Annotated in this window: 23 protein-coding genes and 3 pseudogenes; 10 read left to right on the top strand and 16 right to left on the bottom strand. The window is 69.0% G+C overall.

The window, feature by feature from the left end; genetic code table 11:
* Positions 1–57: 57 nt before the first annotated feature.
* The 7 genes from NCC78_RS01020 to NCC78_RS01050 form a co-directional block, all read right to left on the bottom strand.
* A complete protein-coding gene (locus tag NCC78_RS01020) occupies positions 58–849 on the bottom strand; it encodes a metallophosphoesterase (protein WP_250791146.1) in 792 nt (263 codons plus the stop codon).
* Positions 846–1,370: a DinB family protein gene (locus tag NCC78_RS01025; RefSeq protein ID WP_250791147.1), complete on the bottom strand. Its 525-nt coding sequence runs from the start codon at positions 1,368–1,370 to the stop codon at positions 846–848. Before NCC78_RS01025 ends, NCC78_RS01020 begins: the two co-directional genes overlap by 4 nt.
* A gap of 62 nt (positions 1,371–1,432) precedes the next feature.
* Positions 1,433–2,503 (bottom strand): ArsR/SmtB family transcription factor, encoded by a 1,071-nt coding sequence (locus NCC78_RS01030; RefSeq protein ID WP_250791148.1) that lies wholly within the window; start codon positions 2,501–2,503, stop codon positions 1,433–1,435.
* Positions 2,458–3,057, bottom strand: coding sequence for a chitosanase (locus NCC78_RS01035; RefSeq protein ID WP_284706196.1), 600 nt, complete (start codon positions 3,055–3,057; stop codon positions 2,458–2,460). Before NCC78_RS01035 ends, NCC78_RS01030 begins: the two co-directional genes overlap by 46 nt.
* Positions 3,058–3,072: 15 nt before the next feature.
* Positions 3,073–3,666, bottom strand: coding sequence for a hypothetical protein (locus tag NCC78_RS01040; protein ID WP_250791149.1), 594 nt, complete (start codon positions 3,664–3,666; stop codon positions 3,073–3,075).
* Between the two features lie 331 nt (positions 3,667–3,997).
* Positions 3,998–4,390 (bottom strand): YybH family protein, encoded by a 393-nt coding sequence (locus NCC78_RS01045; protein WP_250791150.1) that lies wholly within the window; start codon positions 4,388–4,390, stop codon positions 3,998–4,000.
* Positions 4,391–4,682: 292 nt separating this feature from the next.
* Positions 4,683–5,651 carry an NADP-dependent oxidoreductase gene (locus NCC78_RS01050; RefSeq protein WP_250791151.1) on the bottom strand — a complete coding sequence of 323 codons (969 nt, stop codon included), beginning with the start codon at positions 5,649–5,651 and terminating at the stop codon, positions 4,683–4,685.
* 60 nt (positions 5,652–5,711) lie between these two features.
* On the opposite strand from NCC78_RS01050, the gene NCC78_RS01055 reads away from it, so the two are divergent.
* Entirely contained in the window at positions 5,712–6,110 is a 399-nt protein-coding gene (locus NCC78_RS01055; protein ID WP_250791152.1) for a winged helix-turn-helix transcriptional regulator, read from the top strand.
* 286 nt (positions 6,111–6,396) lie between these two features.
* On the opposite strand, the gene NCC78_RS01060 is transcribed toward NCC78_RS01055, so the two are convergent.
* From NCC78_RS01060 to NCC78_RS01075, 4 genes are all read right to left on the bottom strand, one after another.
* The gene (locus tag NCC78_RS01060) at positions 6,397–7,143 is read right to left on the bottom strand and encodes an SDR family NAD(P)-dependent oxidoreductase (protein WP_284706195.1); all 747 of its coding nucleotides are present in this window, start codon (positions 7,141–7,143) and stop codon (positions 6,397–6,399) included.
* Between the two features lie 365 nt (positions 7,144–7,508).
* The gene (locus NCC78_RS01065; protein ID WP_250791154.1) at positions 7,509–7,895 is read right to left on the bottom strand and encodes a RidA family protein; all 387 of its coding nucleotides are present in this window, start codon (positions 7,893–7,895) and stop codon (positions 7,509–7,511) included.
* Positions 7,882–9,393 carry a leucyl aminopeptidase gene (locus tag NCC78_RS01070; protein ID WP_250791155.1) on the bottom strand — a complete coding sequence of 504 codons (1,512 nt, stop codon included), beginning with the start codon at positions 9,391–9,393 and terminating at the stop codon, positions 7,882–7,884. The genes NCC78_RS01065 and NCC78_RS01070 overlap by 14 nt, the downstream gene beginning before the upstream one ends.
* A 30-nt stretch (positions 9,394–9,423) precedes the next feature.
* Positions 9,424–10,365, bottom strand: a complete 942-nt coding sequence (locus NCC78_RS01075; protein WP_250791156.1) for a DMT family transporter — start codon at positions 10,363–10,365, stop codon at positions 9,424–9,426.
* A 92-nt stretch (positions 10,366–10,457) separates the two neighbouring features.
* Here NCC78_RS01075 and NCC78_RS01080 point away from each other — a divergent pair, with 92 nt between their 5' ends.
* Positions 10,458–11,351 (top strand): LysR family transcriptional regulator, encoded by an 894-nt coding sequence (locus NCC78_RS01080; RefSeq protein ID WP_250791157.1) that lies wholly within the window; start codon positions 10,458–10,460, stop codon positions 11,349–11,351.
* A gap of 699 nt (positions 11,352–12,050) precedes the next feature.
* Here NCC78_RS01080 and NCC78_RS01085 read toward each other — a convergent pair.
* A pseudogene (locus NCC78_RS01085) lies at positions 12,051–12,587 on the bottom strand (GNAT family N-acetyltransferase); the annotation flags it as partial.
* Positions 12,588–12,635: 48 nt separating this feature from the next.
* On the opposite strand from NCC78_RS01085, the gene NCC78_RS01090 reads away from it, so the two are divergent.
* Positions 12,636–13,247: a TetR/AcrR family transcriptional regulator gene (locus NCC78_RS01090; protein WP_250791158.1), complete on the top strand. Its 612-nt coding sequence runs from the start codon at positions 12,636–12,638 to the stop codon at positions 13,245–13,247.
* 243 nt (positions 13,248–13,490) lie between these two features.
* Here NCC78_RS01090 and NCC78_RS01095 read toward each other — a convergent pair whose 3' ends face one another.
* Entirely contained in the window at positions 13,491–14,540 is a 1,050-nt protein-coding gene (locus tag NCC78_RS01095; RefSeq protein WP_250791159.1) for an aldo/keto reductase, read from the bottom strand.
* 114 nt (positions 14,541–14,654) lie between these two features.
* On the opposite strand from NCC78_RS01095, the gene NCC78_RS01100 reads away from it, so the two are divergent.
* The 6 genes and pseudogenes from NCC78_RS01100 (at position 14,655) to NCC78_RS01120 (ending at position 18,423) form a co-directional block, all read left to right on the top strand.
* Positions 14,655–15,074 carry a MerR family transcriptional regulator gene (locus NCC78_RS01100; protein ID WP_250791160.1) on the top strand — a complete coding sequence of 140 codons (420 nt, stop codon included), beginning with the start codon at positions 14,655–14,657 and terminating at the stop codon, positions 15,072–15,074.
* Positions 15,013–15,636 carry an integrase core domain-containing protein gene (locus NCC78_RS01105; protein WP_250791161.1) on the top strand — a complete coding sequence of 208 codons (624 nt, stop codon included), beginning with the start codon at positions 15,013–15,015 and terminating at the stop codon, positions 15,634–15,636. The genes NCC78_RS01100 and NCC78_RS01105 overlap by 62 nt, the downstream gene beginning before the upstream one ends.
* A gap of 222 nt (positions 15,637–15,858) precedes the next feature.
* The gene (locus NCC78_RS01110; RefSeq protein ID WP_250791162.1) at positions 15,859–16,653 is read left to right on the top strand and encodes an HAD family hydrolase; all 795 of its coding nucleotides are present in this window, start codon (positions 15,859–15,861) and stop codon (positions 16,651–16,653) included.
* A gap of 95 nt (positions 16,654–16,748) precedes the next feature.
* Positions 16,749–16,999 (top strand): annotated as a pseudogene (locus tag NCC78_RS32150) (IS630 family transposase); the annotation flags it as partial.
* Positions 17,000–17,166: 167 nt separating this feature from the next.
* Positions 17,167–17,595, top strand: a complete 429-nt coding sequence (locus tag NCC78_RS01115; protein WP_250791163.1) for an Rrf2 family transcriptional regulator — start codon at positions 17,167–17,169, stop codon at positions 17,593–17,595.
* Between the two features lie 90 nt (positions 17,596–17,685).
* Positions 17,686–18,423 carry an NIPSNAP family protein gene (locus NCC78_RS01120; protein WP_250791164.1) on the top strand — a complete coding sequence of 246 codons (738 nt, stop codon included), beginning with the start codon at positions 17,686–17,688 and terminating at the stop codon, positions 18,421–18,423.
* A gap of 338 nt (positions 18,424–18,761) precedes the next feature.
* Here NCC78_RS01120 and NCC78_RS01125 read toward each other — a convergent pair whose 3' ends face one another.
* Positions 18,762–19,367, bottom strand: coding sequence for a DedA family protein (locus NCC78_RS01125; protein ID WP_250791165.1), 606 nt, complete (start codon positions 19,365–19,367; stop codon positions 18,762–18,764).
* Positions 19,368–19,510: 143 nt separating this feature from the next.
* Here NCC78_RS01125 and NCC78_RS32655 point away from each other — a divergent pair.
* Positions 19,511–20,119 (top strand): annotated as a pseudogene (locus NCC78_RS32655) (transposase); the annotation flags it as partial.
* Positions 20,120–20,286: 167 nt separating this feature from the next.
* On the opposite strand, the gene NCC78_RS01145 reads toward NCC78_RS32655, so the two are convergent.
* On the bottom strand, positions 20,287–20,928 hold the full coding sequence (locus NCC78_RS01145; protein WP_250791168.1) for a response regulator: 642 nt from the start codon (positions 20,926–20,928) through the stop codon (positions 20,287–20,289).
* Entirely contained in the window at positions 20,925–22,145 is a 1,221-nt protein-coding gene (locus NCC78_RS01150; protein ID WP_250791169.1) for a sensor histidine kinase, read from the bottom strand. The genes NCC78_RS01145 and NCC78_RS01150 overlap by 4 nt, the downstream gene beginning before the upstream one ends.
* Positions 22,146–22,300: the final 155 nt, after the last annotated feature.

Genomic DNA, 22,300 nt, shown 5'->3' on the forward strand with positions numbered 1-22,300 from the left:
CGCCGCCTCAACCTCGAACTCCAGCCATGATCTCGAACGGCGACGGCCGTACTAGGGTCACCGGAGTTGAGTGAGCAGGATCCGGCCGCCCTCATAGACGCCGCCGTCGATGGCGATGACTCTGTCGTCGGCGTACGGCAGCGCAGCTGTGACGTCCTGCGGCGCCACGCCGAAGTGCTTGGTAAGGGTGCTGTGGCCGTGGACGAGCACGTTGCCCCCGAGCGTGCGCAGCATCATCGATACGCGATCGTCAGGTTTCGCCAGCTCGGCGTCACGGAAGGCACCCCGATCGCTCAGCCGCCCACAGAAATCCAGCCATGCCGCGGGGTCGCTGGAGGTTAAGGCCATGGTGACTGCCGCGTTCACGGTGGCCACACTGGATCCAAGTTCCAGGTATCGGGCGGTGTCGGAGTGCACGAGCAGGAACCCGTCGACAACCGCGACCGCAGGCAGATGCGTCATCCACTCAATATGCTGCGGCGTCAGCCGGCGCAGGTCCTTCTCACGTCCGCCGAACCGCGCCCAGCCACCTCGAAACCCGCCGGGCTCGTCCCACCCGGCAACGGGCATGGTCCCGAACCGGTGCGCGGCGAGTAACTGCACCTCGTGGTTGCCCAACAGCGCCCCGACGTGGCCGCCCACGGCAGTTGCGGAGACTGCGAGCCGCTGGATGTCGTTGATGACGCCGATACCGTCCGGACCGCGATCGACGTAGTCGCCGAGCAGCCACAACCGCGCGCCACCCCCGGACCAATGCCCAGTACGGTCGACGAGCCCGGCCTCGCGAAGCGACTCCCAGAACTCGGACCGGTGACCATGGATGTCCGCCACCACGTACAGCGGCGTCATGCCGCTGCCGCCAGCTCACCCAAGTGAATGGCCGCATGCCAGTACGGCTCATGGCCTGGGACGGTCATGACGTACTGCGCCAGCTCACTCATCGACCGTGATCTGCCGCCCGGCAGATCGACCGGCGCCGACCACCGCTCCTCGTCGTATCGGCTCAGGTCGTCGATCAGCGCGCCCCGCACCACCTGAAACCGGTGCACGACCAGTTCCACGGGCAACTCCCGCCCAGCCATCACGCCGGAACGGTTGAGCCGCGTGCCGACCTGAGGCTCCTCCCAGCGCGCGTCCAGGCTCCAGTGCGCACGCCCTTGGCGCGCCTCGGCCAATACGGCGAGGTTGATCTCGTCCCACATCAGCACGTGTGCGACCAGATCACGCAGCGATTCGCAGAAGTCACCGAGAGGACCACCACGCACCCGATACCCTGCGGACAGCTCCTCCTCTGTCCGATCCGCGATCCGGTCCATCAGCACGTCCCGGTCGGCGGCCAACCGCCGCATCGTCTCGTCGAGCGTCAACATGGCGGCCACGGTAGGAGGTACCGCTGGCCGGCAGCCAATGCCTGCCAGTCTTCGGCAGGGAATCACCGGCGGAGCACGTCGAGCAGGTCGGCTCCGATCGTCTGGATGGCAGACGCCTCGAGGGAGTACCGGACAAAATGCCCAACCCGTTCCGCGCGAACCAGTCCAGCGACGCGCAGGGCGGACAGGTGCTTGGTCACTGCGGTCTCGTCGAGGCGCCAGAGCCGGGCGATCTCCCGCGCTGACCTGGGCTCGACCGCGATCGCGCGGCACACCTCCAGGCGCGCCGGATGAGCGAGCACGTCGAGCCGCCGCAGGGTCAGTCGCCGGTCGGCCGCACGTTCCGGCGGCGGGAACGGGTAGTGCACCACCACCGGACGGCCCGCCTCGTCGGCGACGTACACATGTGGAGTGCCGAAGACGGTGGGGACCAGCACCAGCCCACGTTCGGACACCGCCAGCGACTTGCTCTGCACCTTGTCTATGGCGACGCGGCCGTCCTCACCGACGGCCATCGCAGGAGACAAGCCAGACAATGCGGCGCGGAGGCCGCCACGCGCACTCGTGCGCGACCGCGACCGCACCTCACCACGTAAGGCGGGCTCAATTTGGCGCCACTCATCCGCGAAGAAGGCCGACCAGCAGTTCTCCAGAAGGCCGACCACGGCGGCCTGCGCCGCGCCAGGCTTCTCCAGGAACAGTCGCACCGCCCGCACCGCCCCCGCTCCCCGCGCCCGCGTCAGAGCCACCAATTCGGCACACACGCGATGGTCGGCCAAGTCGCCGGATCGACCGCCCACCCGCAGCAGCGGTCGAAGCATTGCAGCGGCGAACTGTGCGGGAGGCATCCTCCGGAGCGCCGTCACCGCCTGCTCCCAGCCGGAGGCTAGCGGCAGTGTCGGATCCGCGAGCACGGTCGCGCGGACCGCCCGTACCGCGAACGACCATGCGTCCAACTCTGCGGCCAGGTCGTCTGGCAACTCACCGAGGACTCGCGCCGCCCACTCCGCACGCTCCGGGTGATGCTCGGCACCAACCAGCACATGCCATGCCCAGGCCAGCTCCACCATCGGCGAGACCGCGAACGTCACCGCTGCGGCCCGATCTGCAGGAAGCTGAAACGTGATCGGCACGACCACACCCTATTGGTCGCTAAGACGGCGAACGCCAACGGCGTGATCAGGTCGAAGTTGCCGTTGTTGAGAAAACCCCGCTGGGCCGTGTCCACGCGGGACGTGTCCGAGTGGGCCGCCTCCTTTCTCATCTCGATGACCCGCTCGTCGAGGAAGGCGTAGAGCCAGGCCCGCTCGTCGCCGCCCTGAGCCGGAGGCTTCGCCCGGGCGAGAGCGCGGTTGCGGATTGCCCGCATGCCCGCGTACCCGTGCATCAGCGCGGCGTCGTAGTAGGCGAACTGACCGAGCGCGCGGACCTGATGGGACTTGCCGTCGCGTACCGACGGGTTGAAGTAGACGCTGTCCCGCTCGGCCTCCTGGGCGGCCCGGAACAAGGTGTCGGTGACCGCGGCCCGCCAGTCGCGGGGGAAGTTGGGATCGAGGCCGGCGTGCGAGTCGCTGCCGTTGACGGCGGGCAGCGCCGGCAGGTACGCGGCCAGCACGTTGCCGGGCTTGGCGCGCGTGTACGCCTCGACAAGTTGCAGCATGTGGCCGGTGCCGGAGCAGAAGCCGATGCGGGACTTTAAGGCTCAGGACGCAGGCATGACGCCGAGGGCGGCCAGCAGCATGGGCACGGCCAGCAGGATCACACCCAACGCCACTGGTGCGCCGAGCGCGCCGAGGACGACGACGCCCTTCCGGAGTCCGAAGCGCCGCGAGTATGAGATCGCCAAAATGCCGTAGCCGGCCGCAACCAACAGGAAAAAGAGCACGTAAGCGACTCCGGCCAGGTCGATCTGGTCGGCGCTGCCCGCCAGGCCCGAGGCCATGCCGATCGCTTGCACCACGCTGCCCAAGGCGTACACGGCGAGCATCGCAAACGCTCCCCACAACAACACGCCCAGAAACACCGGAGGAAGAAATCTCGGGCGGCTGGCGACCGACAACAGTGCCACAGCCGCGCCCACCGCCTTGAGCCCGACGACAAGCCAGTTCATCACGGCGATCCCGGTGGAATACTCGGCATAGGGACCGTCGGCGAAGTGGTCGGTCAGCTCGAAGACGATGTTGACGACCGCGAACCCGATGCAGCACAGGGCCATCAGACGACCTGTCGCGGTGATGCCGATGCCGGGTCGCGCAGGGGCCTGGGGACGATCGGTTGCGAAAGCAGTGGCTGCCATCCCGGTAGTCAACAGCAGTCCTGCAGCCAGGTCCTCCCTCCCAAGGGGGAAGTCGACAACATGGATTAGCGCTGAAGTGCGAGTCGCGGTGGCGACCGGACCCGTGAGCGGTGCCCACGCTTCGTCCCGAAGTACTGACCATCACGGGTGGCCGCCCCAGCGGCCCGGGAGCAGCCCAGCGGAGCGGCAGCGGGAAATGCAGGGCGAGGGGTTTGGCGGCGCGTGCGGACCGTTGCGAGCGTTGGGGGCCGCCTTGACGAGCTGGCACGGGCGCGATCGGGCACGGAAGTCCCCGGAGGGCGGGAAACGATGGCTGTTCCGGATCATCCGCTCAGCCTTCACCGAGACGGGCGGTGGTCGGCTGCGCCGGCCAGAAAGGCCATTCCTCGAACGATCTGCAGCGCCCGTCCTCGGCGAAGCGCATGATCCACAGGTCGCGGTACTCATGGTCGACCGGGTTGCCGTACTGGACCTCCACCCGCGCCACCGCAGTGTCGCCCTCGATCGCAACGATCTCGCTGATCATCTCAAATACCTCGTCGGGGCCGGCGCGCTCGTCTTCCCACATCCGGGCTATGGCCGGCAGGCCGATGACCGGTGAATGGTAAGGCCCCTGCAGATAGCTCGCCTCTGCGGTGAAGATCGTGGCGAGCGCCTCCGTCCCCGGCGTCCGCCACGCATGCTCGTAGGCCGCGAGCCAGCCAGTCACCTGCTTCCTGTCCATAGGTATCCACCCTGCCACTTGAACAGGCGCTGCCGGGGCGCCCGAGGCGTCAGCCGAACCGGTGGGAGCAAGAGGCGGTAGGCGGAGGTCCGCACGAGCGACGCCCCACCTGCTCCCCCGAACCGGCTCGCACCGGGCCGCCGACTGCCGACCGATCGTGAGCTGCCGGCCCAGTGCCTCGGCCGGCACCAGTGCAGGCTCCCGCCGGTCGACTGGGGAGCGCGCTCATGAACGCCACGCATTGTCAGCGGCAGGAGAGCGCGTGTTGGGGCGGTTGATCCAGTGCGGCAGATTAGGGAACGATCACTACGCCGCCCCGCACGCCGCCTTGGGCCAGCCGGTTGTGGGCCGTTGCCGCGTCGGCGAAGGAGTAAACACCGGCGACCCGTAGCGGGAGGTCACCGCTTTCTACCAATTTCACAAGTTCGCCTAGCCGGCTGCTGTCCGGCAGTACGTCCAGTGCGAACGTCCGGATTCCCCGCACCGGCTCCGGGCGCAGCGGGGGTGAGGCGGCCACGTAGCCGCCTTCGTCCCTGACCAGTTCCATCAGTGACGGGCCGATCAGTGCCAGGTCGACAACCGCGTCGAAGCTGCCCGGCGCTGCCGCGATCGGATCGTCCGAGCGTGGCACGAACGCCGCGCCCTGCGACTCGACGAACTCGCGGTCGTCAGCCCCCGCTATTCCTGTGGCGTGCAGGCCGGCGACTCGGGCCAGTGCCAGGGTGAATCCGCCGACCTGGCCCGCGGCGCCGGTGACGAGCACGGACGAGCCCGTCGGGAGCGCGAGCAGGTCGAGGGCCTGGGCGGCGGCGAGGCCGTTGGTCGGCAGGGTCGCGGCCTCGCTGGCGGGAATCCCGGTGGGCGCGGCGGTCAGCCATGCGGCCTCGAGGACCACATACTCCGCGTGGGCACCGACCGTGGTGCGCAGCCAGGGCGAGAAGCCGATGACATCGTCATCCGCAGTGAGATCTCCGACGGACGGACCCACCGCATCGACCGTGCCTACCACGTCCCAGCCGGGTACGTACGGCAGCCCGGCCGGCAGTGGTGCCGGGAATCGACCGGCGCGAATCATGAGGTCAACCGGGTGCACGACGGACGCGGCGACCCGTACTCGCACCTGCCCCGGCCCCGGCTCCGGCACCGGCAAGCCCGCCGCCACGCGTAAAACCTCCGGACCTCCGAACTGTGCATAGCTGACTGCGCGCATCGCCGTGCCTTTCCGCTGAATGTCATGGTCACCATGACGGTAGGTATCCATGGGCACTGTGAGAAAGTAGGTACCTGGAAGTGCCTAGGGCACTGGCGGAGGTGGTGGAACATGGCGACGACGACCGCTGGGCAACGACGAGAGCAGGCCAAACGCGACTATGACGCCTTCCTGGCGGGCTGCCCGACCCGGGAACTGCTGAGCACGCTCACCGACAAATGGGCGGCGCTGGTGATCGCGGCGCTCGCCAGCGGCCCGCAGCGGCACAGCGAGCTCGCCCGCCGCATCGCCGGCGTCAGCCAGAAGATGCTCACCCAGACCCTGCGCACACTGGAACGCGACGGTCTGCTCACCCGCACCGTAACCGCGTCGGTACCGGCCCGCGTCGACTACGCGCTCACCCCGCTCGGCCACGACCTGTTCCCGGTGATGGTCGCGATCAAGACCTGGGCAGAGACACACATGGATCGCGTCTTTCAGGCCCGCGCACAGTTCGACGCGCGATCATGAAGCGCGGGCGTGGCGGGGCGCGGTGAACACGATGGTTTTGGCGGCCTCGATCTGGCGTATGGAGATGTCCCACCAGTAGCCATCCACGCCATCGCGCTGACCCGCATACGAAGTTGTCCTCGAACCCGGGCCTACGTTCAGCGACGCACCGCGGAGGGGCCGCGGAGGGAAAGACCCCACGAGAGATCCACCGCTGTCTCAAGCGGTACATCGCCCGCGAGCTCCACCGCCAGCGGTCCGCTCCGCGATGCGGCGTCGCGAAGCAGACCGGACGGTCGGAAATCACTCAGACGGCGGTACGTCCCCCGTCGACCGGCAGGACCGCGCCGTGGATGAAGCTCGCCCGGTCGCTGGCCAGGAAGGTGATCGCGGCGGCGATTTCCTCAGCAGAGCCGGGCCGTCCAGCCGGTCCGCCCTTGGCCAGTTGGTCGAGTGCGTCGCCCATGGACGCGGTGCCCTCAGTACGGGTCGGTCCGGGGCCGACCGCGTTGACCCGTACGCCACTGGGCCCGTACTCGGCAGCCCAGGACTTCGTCAGCAGCGCCAACGCGGCCTTGCTCGACCCGTACAAAGCCAGCCCCGCAGCGCCGAACTCGGCGAGCATCGTGGTCACATTGACGATCGCGCCCCGGCCGCGCCTGGCCATGTCGGGTGCGAGCTCCGCGACCAGGAAGTATGGCGCCTTGACATTGAGGGCGTACACCGAGTCGAACGTCTCCTCGCTGGTCTGCTCGGTAGGACCGAACGGGAAGATTCCAGCGCTGTTGATCAGTACGTCCACCTGCCCGAGCTGCTCCTTGCCACGAACGGCCAGCGAGCGCGCGGCGGCCTCGTCATGAAGATCGGTGGCCACGAACCAGGCCTGACCCCCGGCCGAACGAATTTCCTGCACCACGTCGTTGCCCCGGTTCTCGTCCCGACCGGACAAGACCACGTGCGCACCAAGCCGGGCCAACTCGGTAGCCACGGCCTTCCCGATGCCACTGGTTCCACCGGTCACCAAAGCCTTGGTACCCGAGAGTCCTGACGTCATGATCTGCTCACCGTCCTGCTACGCGAACATCGACTTCAGTCGAGAAGGTCCCTGCGGCACGCCCTGACCGGTTGGCGCAAGGGACGGAACAGCCGACAGACCCGTTTGGGCGACTACGCCGACTTATATGGCCATGAAAAGGAGTATGGCGTACCAGTTAGCAGCAGGGGCGCGAACTGCCACACGAGAGGCAACCGAGTGGGCTCGGGTTACGGCAAAGCTCTGCGCTTAGAACGTCCGTTGGTCAGCTCTCGCGCCACGGCCAGCATGTCGGCGTCCGTCATGCCACCGGCCGCCAGCACCACGTCCGGCCGGGTTGCCGGTGAACGGGGTGACGGTGAAGGCGCCCACCTGATACAGGGCCCTCATCGGCCGTGGACTCGCCAGGCGACGGCGTCGGCGGCCACCCTGAAGCCGTGGTGCAACCCGGCCACCTGCAGCACCGCCCGCGCTGGGCGATGGTCACCGAACGCCGCGGCAAAGACGGCGTCAACGGATGCCCAGTCGGAGATGTCGGTCAGGTACAGGTTGACCTTGGCGACGGAGTCAGCCCTGCCGCCACCGGCTGCCACGATGGACAGCACATTGGACAGCACCCGACGCGCCTGCTCCGCGGCGGAGGAATCAGCGGAAACGCCGACCGGAAGCTGCGCGGACACCCAGACGATGCCGTCCGGCGTGACGGTAGCCTGTGCGTAGTGGCCGAACGGCTCGGGCGCCGCCGCCGTCGCGGCTGATTCAAGAAACATCATGGCCGCCGATCGCGATGTCCTCAGCGAGCCGCACCAGGGTCCGGACCGCGCACCCGGTGCCGCCGTTGGGCGTGTACCCGTAGGGCTCGCCCTCGTGAAATGCGGGTCCGGCGATGTCCAGGTGCGCCCAGGGGGTGCCGGCCGGCACGAACTCCTGGAGGAACAGGCCGGCCACCAAGCCGCCGCCCATCCGCTCGCCGTAGTTGGCGATGTCGGCCACCCGGGAGTTCAGGCTGCTGCGCAGCTCGGCCGGCAGCGGCATCGGCCAGGCCAGCTCGCCGGCCCGGCCGGCGGCGGCCAGGACCCGGTCACAGAAGGCGTCGTCGTTCGACATCACCCCGAAGAGATGGTTACCCAGGCCGAACCGCATGGCCGCGGTCAGGGTGGCCACGTCCACGATCGCGTCGGGTCGCTCCTCGCCCGCGCGCACCAGCGCGTCGGCGAGCACCAGGCGTCCCTCGGCGTCGGTGTTGAGCACCTCGACTGTCCGGCCGCCGTACATCCGCAGCACGTCGCCGGGACGGACGGCGGAGCCGGACGGCATGTTCTCGGCCAGCGCAAGCCAGCCGGTGACGTTGACCCGGAGGCCGAGCCGGGCGGCGGCCAGCACTGCGGTGAACACGGCCGCCGCGCCGGACATGTCGCGCTTCATGATCTCGTTGGCGCCGACCGGCTTCAGCGAGATGCCGCCCGAGTCGTAGGTGATGCCCTTGCCGACGAAGGCGAGACTCGCCTTCGCCTCCGGGTGGGTGTGGGCGATCCGCACCAGCCGCGGCGGTCGGGCCGAGCCCTGCCCGACGCCAAGGATGCCACCGAAGGCACCCGCAACGAGCGCCCCCTCGTCGAGCACCTCGACCGCCAGCCCGTACTCCCGGCCGGCCGTGACCACGGCGGCGGCAAAGCTCTCCGGGTACAGGTCGTTGGCCGGCGTATTGACCAGGTCGCGGGCCCGGTTCAGCTCCTGGCCGAGCACGTCGGCGCGTCGCACGGCGGCCTCGGCGTCCGTCCGGCCGTCGCGGTTCGCGATGATGGCCAGCTCGCGGACCGGGGCCGTGGCGTGGTGGGTGGTGCGGTAGGCGGTGAAGCTGTACGCGCCGAGTAGGCCACCCAGCGCCACCGCCTCCACGGCCTCGGCGGTCCCGGCTGGCAGCGCCACGGCGACCGTCGCGGCGCCGGCCAGAGTCCGGGCGGCCACCCCGGCGGCCCGGCGCAGCACCTCCGCGTCGTACCCGTTGTTGTCGTTGGCGACGTCGCCGAGGCCGACCGCGAGGACCAGCCTGGCCTCGATGCCGGCGGGTGCGGGAAGCTTGACCGCTTCGCCCTCGGCACCGGTCACGCCGAGTAGCCCGGCCAGCGTGCCGTCGAACGCCTCGGCCACCGCCTCCGCGCCGGGCGCCAGCACCGGCCCCTTGGAACCCTTGGCGACACCGATCACGATGCAGTCCGCGGGCAGCGATGCAGCGGGGGTCGTGCTTACCGTCAGTGCGGTCACTGTCATACGTCCTGTTCTTTCTTTCGCGATTGCGGGTCAGGCTCTCGGCTCGGTCAGCGCTGCCGGGGTTTCCGCCGACGCCGGTGCCGACAGCGGCCGCTTGCGTCGGCGGGTCAGGCCGACCCCGGCGAGCACGACCACCATCCCGGTGGCGATCCGGAGGTTGAAACCCTCGTCGAGTACGACAGCGCCCAGCGCTACTGAGACCACCGGCAGCAGGTAGCCGACCGTCGCGGCGTTGGTGGCGCCCTCGGCGGCGATGATCCGGTAGGTGAGGTGGAAGGTGATCCCGGTGGCGACGATGCCCAGGATCACGACGGAGATCAGGGTCTTCGGGCCGATCTCGATCGGTGTCAAACCGCCGGCGGGCAGGGTCAGCGCGGTCAGGCCGGTTGCCGCGATGAGCTGCGCGGCGGACAGCGAGATGGTGGGGATGCCTTTGCCGACCAGGTTGCGGCCCATGTACGCGAAGCCGACGGCATAGCTCGCCGCTGCGGCGACGATGGCAAGAGCGCCCCACCCGACCGGCCCGGTCGTCTGCCACGGAGCGAAGATCAGCACGACCCCGACGAACCCGAGCAGGAGTCCGCCCAGCCGGACCGGCCGGAGTCCGCGCTCCGAGCCGATCACGACGCCGATCAGCAGGGACCACAGCGGGGTCGTCGCGTTCAGTACGCCGGCCACCCCGGAGTCGATGGTCTGCTGGCCGATGCTGAACATGGCGAACGGCAGGGCGTTGCAGAAGAAGGCGGCCACGACGATGTGACCCCAGATCGCCTTACCTCGAGGCAGCCGTCGACCCGAGCCGAGGCATGCGATCAGCAGAGCGGCCGATCCGAGTACGCACCGGCTGAGGGTGACCTGGACCGGAGTCAGGGCGTCGAGGGCCAGCTCGATCCAGAAGAAGGTCGATCCCCACAGCAGGGCGAGCACGCCCACTCGCGCCCACGCCCATGTCCTGCCCGCGACACTGTTCACCCTTGATCTCCTTGGTCCGTCGCCATGAACGGTGCCGCACCCGATCCGGTAGAACAAGCAAAAGGTTATGGAGTGACGTTAAGCTCTGCTACATGATTGACGTGAGACGGATGCAGGTGCTGCGGGCGGTGGTCACCAGCGGGTCGGTGACCGCGGCGGCGGCGCACCTCGGCTACACCCCCTCCGCCGTCAGCCAGCAGGTGGCGGCGTTGGAAAAGGAAGCCGGGATCGCGCTGCTCGAACGGGTCGGCCGGGGTGTGCAGCCCACGGCGGCGGGCCGACTGCTCACCAAGCACGCGGCCATCATCGGCCAGCACGTCGCCGAGGCCGAGACCGCGCTGGCCGATTTGCGCGCGGGGCATACCGGCCGGCTGACGGTCCGCTACTTCGCCTCGGTCGGCCCGACCCTGCTGGCATCCGCCCTCGCCCGACTTCGGCGCGAGCACCCCGACGTGACGATCGACCCCAAGCTGAGCGATCCGGATGATCCAATGCCGGACGTGGAGCAAGGAAACGCCGACCTGGCCATCGTGGTCCGCCGAACGAGCGACGAAAGGCGCCAGGGCATCCGCGTGGTGCACCTGCTCGACGACGCGTACCAGGCCGTGCTGCCCACCGGACACCCGCTCTCCGTGCAACGGGTGATCGACCTGGCCGACCTCGCCGGCGAACCCTGGGTCGGCAGCGAACCGCCCGGCCCCTGCCTGGAGCCCATAATCGACGCCTGCGCCGCGGCGGGCTTCACTCCGGACTTCGTGGCGAAATCGGAGGACTACGCCACGGCTCAGGGATTCGTCGCAGCCGGCCTCGGCATCAGCCTCATCCCCCGACTCGGACTGAGCACCCGCCACCCCGGCGTCACCATCCGCCCGGTCCGCCGCCCCGATCCGGTAAGGACGATCTACGCCGCAGTCCGGGAGATCTCACTCGATCAGCCCGCACTGCGCGCGCTGATCGACGCCCTCATGGACGCCGCGAAGGCGTGAGACATAGGCGTCCCTGGGTCGCGACATGGCTGCTCCAGCGGCGGCCTCTCATCTACGCTGCCCGGCCAGGGCCCCGGCAGAGTCGTCGGGTGATGCCGAGTAGGGCGAGTGGCCGGTTGCTGTCGCGGGCGTGGTGGCGGTTGGCGGCGGCGACCTGATGACGGCGTAGTAGGGCGGGTCCGGCCCGTATAAGGAGTTCTTCCGGCCTGGCGTTGTGCCGCGACGCCTGGCGGGGGTCCCCGCATCGGTGACGGAAGGTGGGGGTCCTTACCGGGAGTCGTCCCAGGCCATCGAGTTCATCCTCCAGCCGTCGGGCGTCCGGACGAACTGGGTGGTCTTGTGGCCGGCGCCCTCGAACCGTGCGCCGTCGCGGACACCGGACTTGCGGTAGTGGCTGAACCGATGCGCGACCGACCCGAAGATCTCGGTGCGTTCGGCGACTTCCCATTCGGAGAACTCAGTCAACGTCCCGTCGGTGAGGATGTTCTTCCGAGGCGCGATGAACGCGTCGAGGTCGTAGATCACGGGTTCGGCCCCGACGTTCATGATGATCGTCCCTTGCGGAATGAACACCTCACGGATGACGTCGACGTTCGGCCCGCTGCCGCCGGTGTTGGTGAACGCGCCGAGGAAGGTGCGCATCAGCTGGTCGAGCTCGGCCTTGACGTCGGCACCCCCTCCTGGGTGGGTGGATTCAGGCCATTCGGTGGCGAGCACGGACCAGACCTGCTTGTCGCGCCGAAGCCCGCCGGTGCCCGGGTTGTATTGCCGCAGCGTGCCGTCAAGGCTCATACCAAGCCTCTTGGCCACGTTGATGCTGCGGATGTTGTCCGGCAGGGTGCACCACTGAGCGCGGGCCAGGCCGCGTGTGTGGAAGGCCCAGTCGATCATCATGCGGACCACCTGGGTGATCAGCCCCTGTCCCTCCGCGGCCGGCTCGAGCCAGCAGCCGATTTCGCACACCCCGAGGGCGGTGTCGAAGCTGACGAACATGGTGCCGCCGACCAGGGTGCCGGCGAGCCAGATGCCGTAGAGGCGCTGCCGGTCGGCGGCCTGGCAGTCGGCGTAGCGCTGGAGCACCGCTCGCGCGGAGTCGAGGTCGGAGGCGACGAAGCTCGCGCCCACCCAGGGCACGATGTGCGTGCGGGCGCGGTCCAGGTGGGCCAGGAACTCCTCGGCGTGGTGCGGCTCGAGCGCCCGCAACTCGGCGTTGTCGCGCAGCGCGGTGGCGAACAAGGAACCTCCATTTACATAACGGGCGTTGTGTGAATGTAGCCTGTCGGCATGCCACGTCACAAGGGAGACCACGACGCCCGCCGCCGCGACGTGTCCGGGGCCGTGTGGCGGGTTCTGGCCGCGCACGGGTTCGGCGGCCTCACGCTGCGGGCGGTCGCCACCGAGATGGGCGCGACCACCGGCCTGCTCACGCACTACTTCCCGAACAAAAAGGACCTGGTCGCGCATGCGTTGACGTTGCTGGACGAGCACCGTGCGGCACGGCCGAGGCGCATCGCACCCGAGCCCGAGGGGCTCGCCGCATTACGGGCGATACTGATGGACATCCTCCCGTTGACGCCGCAGGCCGCCACGGACAATCGGATCTGGGTCAGTTCGTGGGACGCCGCGCTGGCTGACCGGGACCTCGCGGTCGGGCACGCGGCCCGCTACGCGCGCTCGCGCGAGCGGATCCGCCACCATGTGGAGACGGCGCAACACCTCGGGGAGCTGCCACCGCATGATCCGGACGATATCGCGGCGGCTGTCCAATCGTTCGCGCTCGGCCTCATCGTCCAGGCGCTGTTCGGCCCGGAGGAGTTCCCCCCCGAGCGCCAGATCCGCCTCCTGGACGGCTACCTGGCAACGCTCGCCACCACAACCCCGCCCGCCGCGCGGTAATCTCCGAGCGGGTATGCAGGCCGAGGATCAGCCACGGTGACCAGCTCGCCGCCGCTAGGATTCCCATCCAGCCCGGACCGGCGTCCAGCTGCGTGGCTGCGAGCAGTGACAGCAGCGTCGCCGTGGTCGCGGTCCCGAACAGGCTGACGGCTTCACCGAGCCAGAAGACCCGGAAGGCGCGAGGGAGACGGGGGGACGCCCGTCTCCCTCGATTCAGCAACTGACCCACCACAATCAGCTCACTCAGGCCGCGGCGCGGTCGGTGAGTGGGCGGCGACGAAGTGCGGTGTCGGTCAGTGAACGCGGGGGCAGGGGGGCGTTGGGGTTGTACATGTTGGTTCCGGGCGGCACGATCTCGTCGATCCGGTCGAGAGTCGCATCGTCCAGGGTTAGCGTGGCGCCCTTGAGGAGGTCCTCCAGTTGCGGCATGATCCGCGGTCCGATGATCGCCGAGGTGACGGCGGGGTGGGCCACGGTGAACGCAATGGCGAGCTGCGGGAGGGTGCAGCCGATGTTTTCCGCGAGCTCGACGAGCTGCTCGACGACGTCGAGCTTGGCGGCGTTTTCCGCGATCGTGGGATCGAATCGTTCCGGCCGGATTGTGGGACGGCCGGTTGACAGGTCGATGGGCTGGTTCTTGCGGTACTTGCCGGTGAGGAACCCGAAGGCCAGTGGGCTCCAGACCAGCACCCCCATTCCGTAGCGCTGGCAGACGGGCAGGACCGAGGCCTCGATCCCGCGGGCCAGGATCGAATACGGCGGCTGTTCGGTGCGGAAGCGTCCGAGGCCGCGACGCTCGGAGACGTGATGCGCCTCGACGATCTCCTCGGCCGGGAACGTCGAGCAGCCGAAAGCGCGGATCTTCCCCTCGCGCACAAGGTCGCTGAGCACCGAGAGCGTCTCCTCGACGTCGGTCGAGTCGTCGGGGCGGTGGACCTGGTAGAGGTCGATCCAGTCGGTGTTCAGGCGCCTGAGGCTGTCCTCCACCGCCTTGAGGATCCAACGCCGCGAGTTGCCACTGTGATTGCGGCCCTCGCCCATCTGAAAGTGCACCTTGGTGGCCAACACGATGTCATCACGGCGCCCCCGCAGCGCCTTGCCCACGATTTCCTCGGACTCTCCCTGTCCGTACATGTCGGCGGTGTCGACGAAGTTGATCCCCTGGTCCAGGGCGGCGTGGATGATGCGGACACAATCGTCGTGGTCGGAGTTGCAGCCATCCTGGAACATCATGGTCCCGAGGCAGAAGACACTGACTTCGATACCGGTTCCACCGAGGGTGCGATAGCGCATGGTGATGCTTCCCTTACTGTTTCAGCCGTGATTGCAGAGCGACAGAAGCGTCGATCGCACGGGGAACCCTAGGATCTAGAGTTGGCTCTAGGTCAAGCCGCTACCGTGAACGGTATGGCTGAGGTCACCACAAGTCTGAGCATCGGGCAGGTCGCCGAACGCACCGGCTTGAGCGTGCACGCGCTGCGCTTCTACGAGCACGAGGGACTCTTCGTCAACCCTGTGCGGCGCGGACCTGGCGGGCGCCGCGTCTACCGCCAGGATGACGTGGACTGGCTCACCGTCTGCATCATCTTGCGCGCCTCCGGCATGCCCCTGACCGCGCTACGCCGATACGCCGACCTCGTCAGGCAAGGAGCCGGCAACGAGGAAGAACGACGCACGCTCCTGCGCGAGCACCAAGCCCGCGTCACCACCCAGATCGACAGACTCGCCGAGTGCCTGGACCTGATCAGGTTCAAGGTCGGCGTGTATGAGGACCTCCTCGACCCGGACAGCGCCGCCGACCACCAATGCCACGCTCCGGGCCGCTGACCTGCTCAACCGGGACTTCACCGCCGCCCGGCCGAACCGTTGCTGGGTCGCGGACTTCACCCACGTCGCCGCCTGGTCCGGCGTCGTCTACGTCGCGTTCGTCGTCTACGTCTACTCCCGGGCGATCGTGGGGTTGGTCCGCGGCGACGAACAACCGGACCCCGCTGGTCCTGGCCGCCCGGGACATGGGGTTGTGGCGCCGAGACCGCGCCGGGCAGCCGGTCGGGGCGGGCCTGGTACATCACAGCGATGCGCCCAGTACACGTCGTTCCGGTTCACCACCCACCTGCTCGATGCCGGTATCGACGCCTCGATCGGCAGCGTCGGTGACGCCCTGGACAACGCGCTGATGGAGTCCACCATCGGCCTCTACAAGACCGAGCTGATCAAGCCCCGAGGGCCGTGGCGCAGCCTCGCTCAGGTCGAACTGGCCAGCGCCGAGTGGGTCGACTGGTACAACAACCAGCGCCTGCACTCAGCCATCGGGCACGTCACACCCACCGAATACGAATCGGTGTTCTCCGCTCAACCCCAGTCCAAGGTGGTTGGAGCCAACCGCTGAGGTCTCCACAGAACCCGGGGCAGTTAATGGTCTTGGTCTTCGCCGACCTGGCGACGTGGTCCGCCGACGTCCGTCGCCGTTCGTAGCCTTGGCTGCTCGGTTGCCTGCTTGGTCTTGCGCCCACTGGTGGCTGCAGTCCCTTCCGGTACGGACTTTTGCAGGTCCTCCCAGCTAGGTTTGCCGTAGCCATGCGGTGCTTTGCAACTGTGGTGAGATGGCTCCATGGTCACTCCTCGCGTCATCGCCACAGATCTCGACGGCACCCTCCTCCGCAGCGACTCGACGCTGTCTGACCGCACCCGCAAGGCACTGCGAATCACGCGAGCGGCTGGCGCGCGTGTGGTGGCGGCAAGTGCCCGCCCGGCCCGCGTCATCGAGGATCTCTTCGGGTCCGAGAGCCTCATCGACATGGCAATCTGTGGTAACGGGGCGGTGCGGTACGAGGTCGGCAGCCACAAGGTTCTGATCACTCACCCGCTGCGACAGGACGTGACGCAGCGGGTGATGGCGGATGTCTCGCGTCTGGTGCCGGAGGCGGGATTTGCCGTGGAGACCGGTTACCAGGTGCTCTTCGAACCCGGCTACCGCTACCGCCCGACGCTGGACAACGAACGGGTGCCCGTAGCGGCGCTCTCGGAACTCGTTGCCGACCAGTTGGTCAAGATCATGGTCTGGCTACCCGATCAGGACCCGGATGCTGCCTGGACGCGGCTGCGTCCCAGTCTCGGTCAGTTCGTTGAATGCACATGGTCTGCTGAACGCGCGCCGCTGGAGATCGCCGCGCCAGGCGTATCCAAGGCTGCGGCCCTGGCCACGCTCTGCCAGGACTGGCGGGTCGATCCAGCCGAGGTGATCGCCTTCGGCGACGCTCCCAACGACCTACCCATGCTCGCATGGGCGGGCACCTCATACGCCGTCGCAAACGCACACGGCTCGGTGCTCGCGGCGGCAGCCAACCACACAGCCGGCAACGACGAGGACGGCGTTGCCCAGGTCCTGGAGGATCTCTTTGCCTAGTGGCGGCTGTTCCCCGGACACCGACACAAACGATCCGCCGCGTCGATGCCCGAGGGATCCTAGATCCTAGAGAGACGAAGGGCGGTGAGATAACGGCCCGGAACAAGGTCGAGTTGTGTTTCACCCCGACCTACGCCTCCTGGGCCAACCCGATCGAGGCACACTTCGGGCCGCTGCGCACCTTCGTCATCGCCGGCTCCGATCACCCCAACCACACCGTCCTGGCCCGCGGCCTGCACGCCTACCTGCGCTGGCGCAACGCCAACGCCCGCCACCCCGACGTCCTGGCCGCCAACGCCGCCACCGCCCCCGCATCCGCATCCGCATCCGCATCCGCAGCGAATGACACCGCCGCTGGTGCCAACCCGCCAGGCGAGCCGCATAACCACCCCGGCCAACGTTTGGTCAGAGCACTAGCGGCGGTGTTGCTACCCGCGTCCCCGCGAAGCGACCCGTCGGCTTGGCTTGACTGCGGCGCAGCTGTAACAGAAAATGTTACGACAAGGAGGGGTGATGGCGGCGAACAGTCGATTGACCATCGCGACGCATGTGCTGACCTGGCTGGCGCTCGCGCAGCGCCGTGGTCAGGAGGTGCTGACCTCGGACCAGGTCGCAGCCAGCGTCAACACCAACCCCGTGATCATCCGGCGCAGCCTCGGTGACCTGCGGCGAGCCGGCCTGGTGGAGGTCCGCCACGGCGCTGGTGCAGGCTGGAGTCTGGCCCGCACGCCCGAGGAGATCACCCTGCTCCAGGTGTACGACGCGGTCGGGGCAGAGCCGCCGTTCGGCCTGCACCGCACCGAGCCCAATCTGGAGTGTCCGGTCGGCCGAGGCATCCGGCCCGCGCTGAGCGAGGCCTACGGTCGAGTTGAGCGGGTCATCCGACGGGAGCTGGCGGATACGTCTATCGCCGACATGCTTCGCGAGACGTTGATGAGCTAGTTGACGGTGCGGCGGTCGGATCTCGCCGCGCCCCACTGTGTCCGTTGTTGTAACAAAGATTGTTACAGCATTGAATGAGGAGTAGATCTGATGGAAGCCGCACGGTGTCCGATCGTCGAACTACGGCAGTACACGCTGCACCCGGGACAGCGCGACATGCTGATCGACCTGTTCGACCTGGAGTTTGTCGAGACCCAGGAGGCGACGGGCATGACCGTCCTGGGGCAGTTCCGCGACCTGGACGACCCCGACCGGTTCGTCTGGCTGCGTGGCTTTGAAGACATGCCGCGCCGCGCGGAGGCGCTGGGGAGCTTTTACGGCGGGCCGGTCTGGCAGGCGCACCGCGACGAGGCGAACGCGACGATGATCGACTCCGATGACGTACTGCTGCTGCGGCCAGCCTCGGCGCGGGGCGGGTTCCCGGTGCCGGTGGACGCCCGGCCAGCGCCCGGCCAGCCGTCGGTATTCCCGCCGTCGCTCGTCCTGGCCACAATCTGGCACGGCGTCGGCCCATTCGACACTGCGTTCCTTGAGTTCTTCGAGCGGCGAGTCCGGCCCGTGCTCGCCGAGACCGGCGGTGAGCCACTGGCGTATCTGCAGTCGGAACACGCCCCGAACACCTTCCCGGCGCTGCCAGTGCGGACCGGCGAGGAGGTCTTCGTGTGGTTCACACGGTTCGCCGACGAAGGTCGGTTCGACGATCATCTGGATCGCCTGCAGCGCTCGGAACGCTGGTCCGAGGGGGTGCTGCCCATCCTTTCAGAGCGGTGGGTTAGGACGTCGCAACGGCTGCGGCTAGCGCCCACCGAGCGGTCACTGCTGAGGTGAGCGCCAAGGGGTGGCCGGCGGGGCGAAGTCAGACTCGTCGCCATCACCCGCTCCCGCCCACCCGCGCGAGACCTCGCCGCACGCCGCAAGCCAGCGGCGACGGCCGCCTGAAAGCCCTCCACGTCCTCAAGCGGCGCCTCTCCGACGTCGTCTACCAAGCGCTACGGGCCGACCTCGTCGCCCGCCAAGTCGCCGCTTGCCAGAGGAGCAATTTACAGTCCTCTCGCGGGCAACGACTCTGCTCTTGATTCACCAACGATCCGTGGCTCATCGCGCCCGTCCGATGAGCCACGGAAGTGTCTTCCAACACGGTTCGCGCCAACACGGGGCCTGTGGATCTAACGGTGTTCCCGCCGGCGGCCCCGGAGCCAGCGCACCACCTCCACCAACAGGGTCACCGTCAGGGCGAGACCGAGCCCGAGCAGCAGCCCCCGGGCCGGGTCCCGCTCGAAGGCGAGCCCGCCGAGGTAGCCCACCAGCGCGGAGTAGATGCCCCACGAGACGGCGGCGACCGCGTCGAAGGCGAGGAACCGCCGCCGGGGGAAGCTGGCCGCGCCCATGGTGAGGGTGACCGCGGTCCGGCCGCCGGGAATGTACCGGGCGACGGTGAGGATCAGTCCACCTCGGACGGTGATGCCGCGCCGGGCCCAGTCGATCGCGGCGCGACGTCGGCCGTGGTCGGGCAGGCGCGCGAGCAGGCGGCTGCCGCCGTGCCGGCCGAGGGCGTACGAGATGTGGTCGCCGACCAGCGCGCCGGCCGCCGCGACCGCGATCACGGTCAGCAGGTCGGGTTGCCCGGTCGCGGCGAACACCCCGGCGGTGATAACTGCGGTCTCGCTCGGCACCGCCGGGAAGAAGCCGTCGATCACCGCGATCGCGAAGATCGCCAGGTAGACCCAGGGTGAGGACATGGTCTGGTGGAGCAGGTCGAGCACGGATTGCATACGCCCGATGCTGGTGCCGGCGCCCGTGGACGCCATCGGCCGTGCGTCACTCCGGTGCCGCTACTTAAGTAGCCTTCGCCCCCGACCCCGGCTCAGGGCCCACCCCGACCGCGCCCGGTCGCCCGGCCCGCCGTCGGCGGTACGTGAAGATCGACGACGAGTTGAAGACGTCACCCCAGCTCAACCGGTGGCGGCCGACGGTCGGCATCACCCCGAAAATCACCGATGCCGAGCTGATCACCCTCGCGGTGATGCAGTCACTGCTGGGCTACCACAAGGAAGCCCGCTAGATCCGCTACGCAGCCAAGGAACTGATCCACCTGTTCCCCGACCTACCCAAGCAGCCCGGATACAACAAACGACTGCGGACCCTGACCCCGCAGATCGCTCATGTCATTCGGGTCCTGACCCTGGACACCGACCTGTGGCGGCACCCGATACGCATCGCCGACTCCACCCCTGTGGAGTGCGGACGCCCCCGTGAGACCGTCAAACGTTCCGACCTGACGGGCTGGGCCAGCTACGGCTACTGCGCCTCGCACTCACGTCAATTCTGGGGATTACGCCTGCACCTGGTCACCACCGTGCACGGGCTCCCCGTCGCGTTCGCCTTGACCACCGCCAAGACCGACGAACGCGAGATACTCGTCGACCTGTTCGACCTGGACAACGACGGCCTGCTGACCCACCCCGACGGGCTCATCCTGATCGTGGACAAGGGCCACCGCGACGCCGCCACCGAACGGTTGCTACCCCTCACGACTTTGCCGTCTCGGCGGGCTGGCCTTTCAGCGTGACCCGCTCAAGGGCGTGCTGGCCGGCCTCGGCGTGTCGGTGGCGATCACGCTGCTGCTGCTGGAGACGGTTCGCTTGCTGCGGCACCGGGCACACCGCTCCGTCGCCCACCGCTGCGGCCGCGTCAGAGCAGGTCGGCGTCGTGGACCAGGATCGCCACCTGCACCCGGTTGGCCATCCCGAGCTTGGCCAACGCCCGGCTGACGTGCGCCTTGACCGTGGCCTCGCTCATCGTCAGGTGACGAGCGATCTCGGCGTTCGCGTGCCCGCGCGCGACCTCCCGGACGATCTCCAGCTCGCGGCCGGTGAGCTGATCGAGCCGCCGCCGGGCGGCGTCCTGCCGGGCCGGGCCCCGCTCAGCGAAGGAGTCGATCAGCCGCCGGGTCACCGTCGGCGCCAACATCGCGTTGCCGGCGGCCACCGTCCGCACCGCGGCGGCGAGTTCCCGGGGCGGGGTGTCCTTCAGCAGGAAACCGACCGCCCCGGCCCGCAGCGCCCGGTGCACGTACTCGTCCCGGTCGAAGGTGGTCAGCATGATGACCTTCGCGCCGGCGGCGACGATCTCCGGCGCGGCGGCCAGCCCGTCGGTGCCCGGCATCCGGACGTCGAGCAGGACCACGTCGGGGTGGAGCCGGCGGGTCTCGACCAGCGCCGCAGCCCCGTCCGCTGCCTCGCCGACCACGGTGATGCCCTGGTCCGCCTCGAGGATCAGCCGCAGGCCGGAGCGGACCAGGTGCTCGTCGTCGACGACCAGGACCCGGATCACGACACCTCCTCGACTGGGATCAGCGCCCGGACTCGAAAGCCGCCGTCGCGTGGGCCGGCCTCCAACCGGCCGCCCAGCAACTCCACCCGTTCCCGCAGGCCGACCAGGCCCAGCCCCGCGCCGGGCAGCGCCGGCCCACCGGTCGACGGGCCGTTGTACACGTCGACCTCGATCCCGCCAGTGACGTACCGCAGGCTGACCGTGGTCTCGGCATCGGCCGCGTGCTTGTGGACGTTGGTCAGCGCCTCCTGCACCACCCGGTGCACCGTCCGCCCGACGGCCGCCGGCAGCGGGCGCGGATCGCCCTCGTCCCGCCGGTGCACCCGGAGCCCGGCGGCGCGCGACTCCCGGAGCAGCCCGTCCAACCCGTCCAGCCCGGGCAGCGGGGCCGTGTCCGTTGCCGTGGCCTGATCGGCACGTGGAGCCGGGCCGGTGCCAACGGCGGCACCATCGACGGCAGGCGCCGCGGTCTGGCGCAGGACGCCGAGCACCTCCCGCAGGTCGGTGAGGGCCTGCCGACCGGTGGATCGGATCAGCGCCGCCGCCTCGACGGTAGCCGGGTCGGCGCCGGTCACCTCCAGCGCCCCGGCGTGCACCACCATCAGCGAGACCCGATGTGCCACCACGTCGTGCATCTCCCGGGCGATCCGGGCCCGCTCCTCGGCCCGGGCCCGCTCGGCGCGGGCCTCCTGCTCGCGCTCCAACCGCTCGGCCCGGTCCCGCAGAGCGGCCAGGGCGTCCCGCCGCGCCCGGATCCAGAGCCCGACGATCAGCGGGAGGAGGAGCAGCCAGGCGAAGAGCGCCGCCGCGTTGGCCGGGGTGGCGGTGGTCAGCCGGCGCTCCCCGCCGACAGCCACCCCGACCAGCACTCCGACGCCCGCGACCAGGGCGGCGCCGACCAGGTAGCCGAGCAGCCGTCGGCGGTCGCGCAGCCGGAGGCCCGCCTGCCAGGAAGCGACCACCGCCGCCGGCCAGGCGGCCAGCACGAGCCACCCGACGGCGGCCATCGTGAACAGCGGCCAACGGCGAGCCCGGACCGCGCCGGCGGCCCACCCCGAAGCCACGGCCACGACGAGAACCAACACCCTGGGCAGCGGCGAGCGGACCCCGACCGCACCCGTCGCCGACCCCCAGACCGCGGCGGCGACCAGCACGGCGAGCACGAGAGGCGCGTACCGCTGCACGGCCCGCCGGAACACGACGGCGCGGGAGGTCACGTCCCGAGCCTAGACGATCTATTCCAAGGGGTCAGTGGTCGAACGCGATCAGGGATCATAGGACTGGCTGGCTGGTGTGCCAGTTGTGCCAGATCACGGCGGTCAACGCGAGGATGCGTTGCAGGACGCGTATGACCACGGTCCGGCATGCTCTG

The organism is Micromonospora phytophila (genome assembly GCF_023656545.1).
GTDB lineage: Bacteria > Actinomycetota > Actinomycetes > Mycobacteriales > Micromonosporaceae > Micromonospora > Micromonospora phytophila.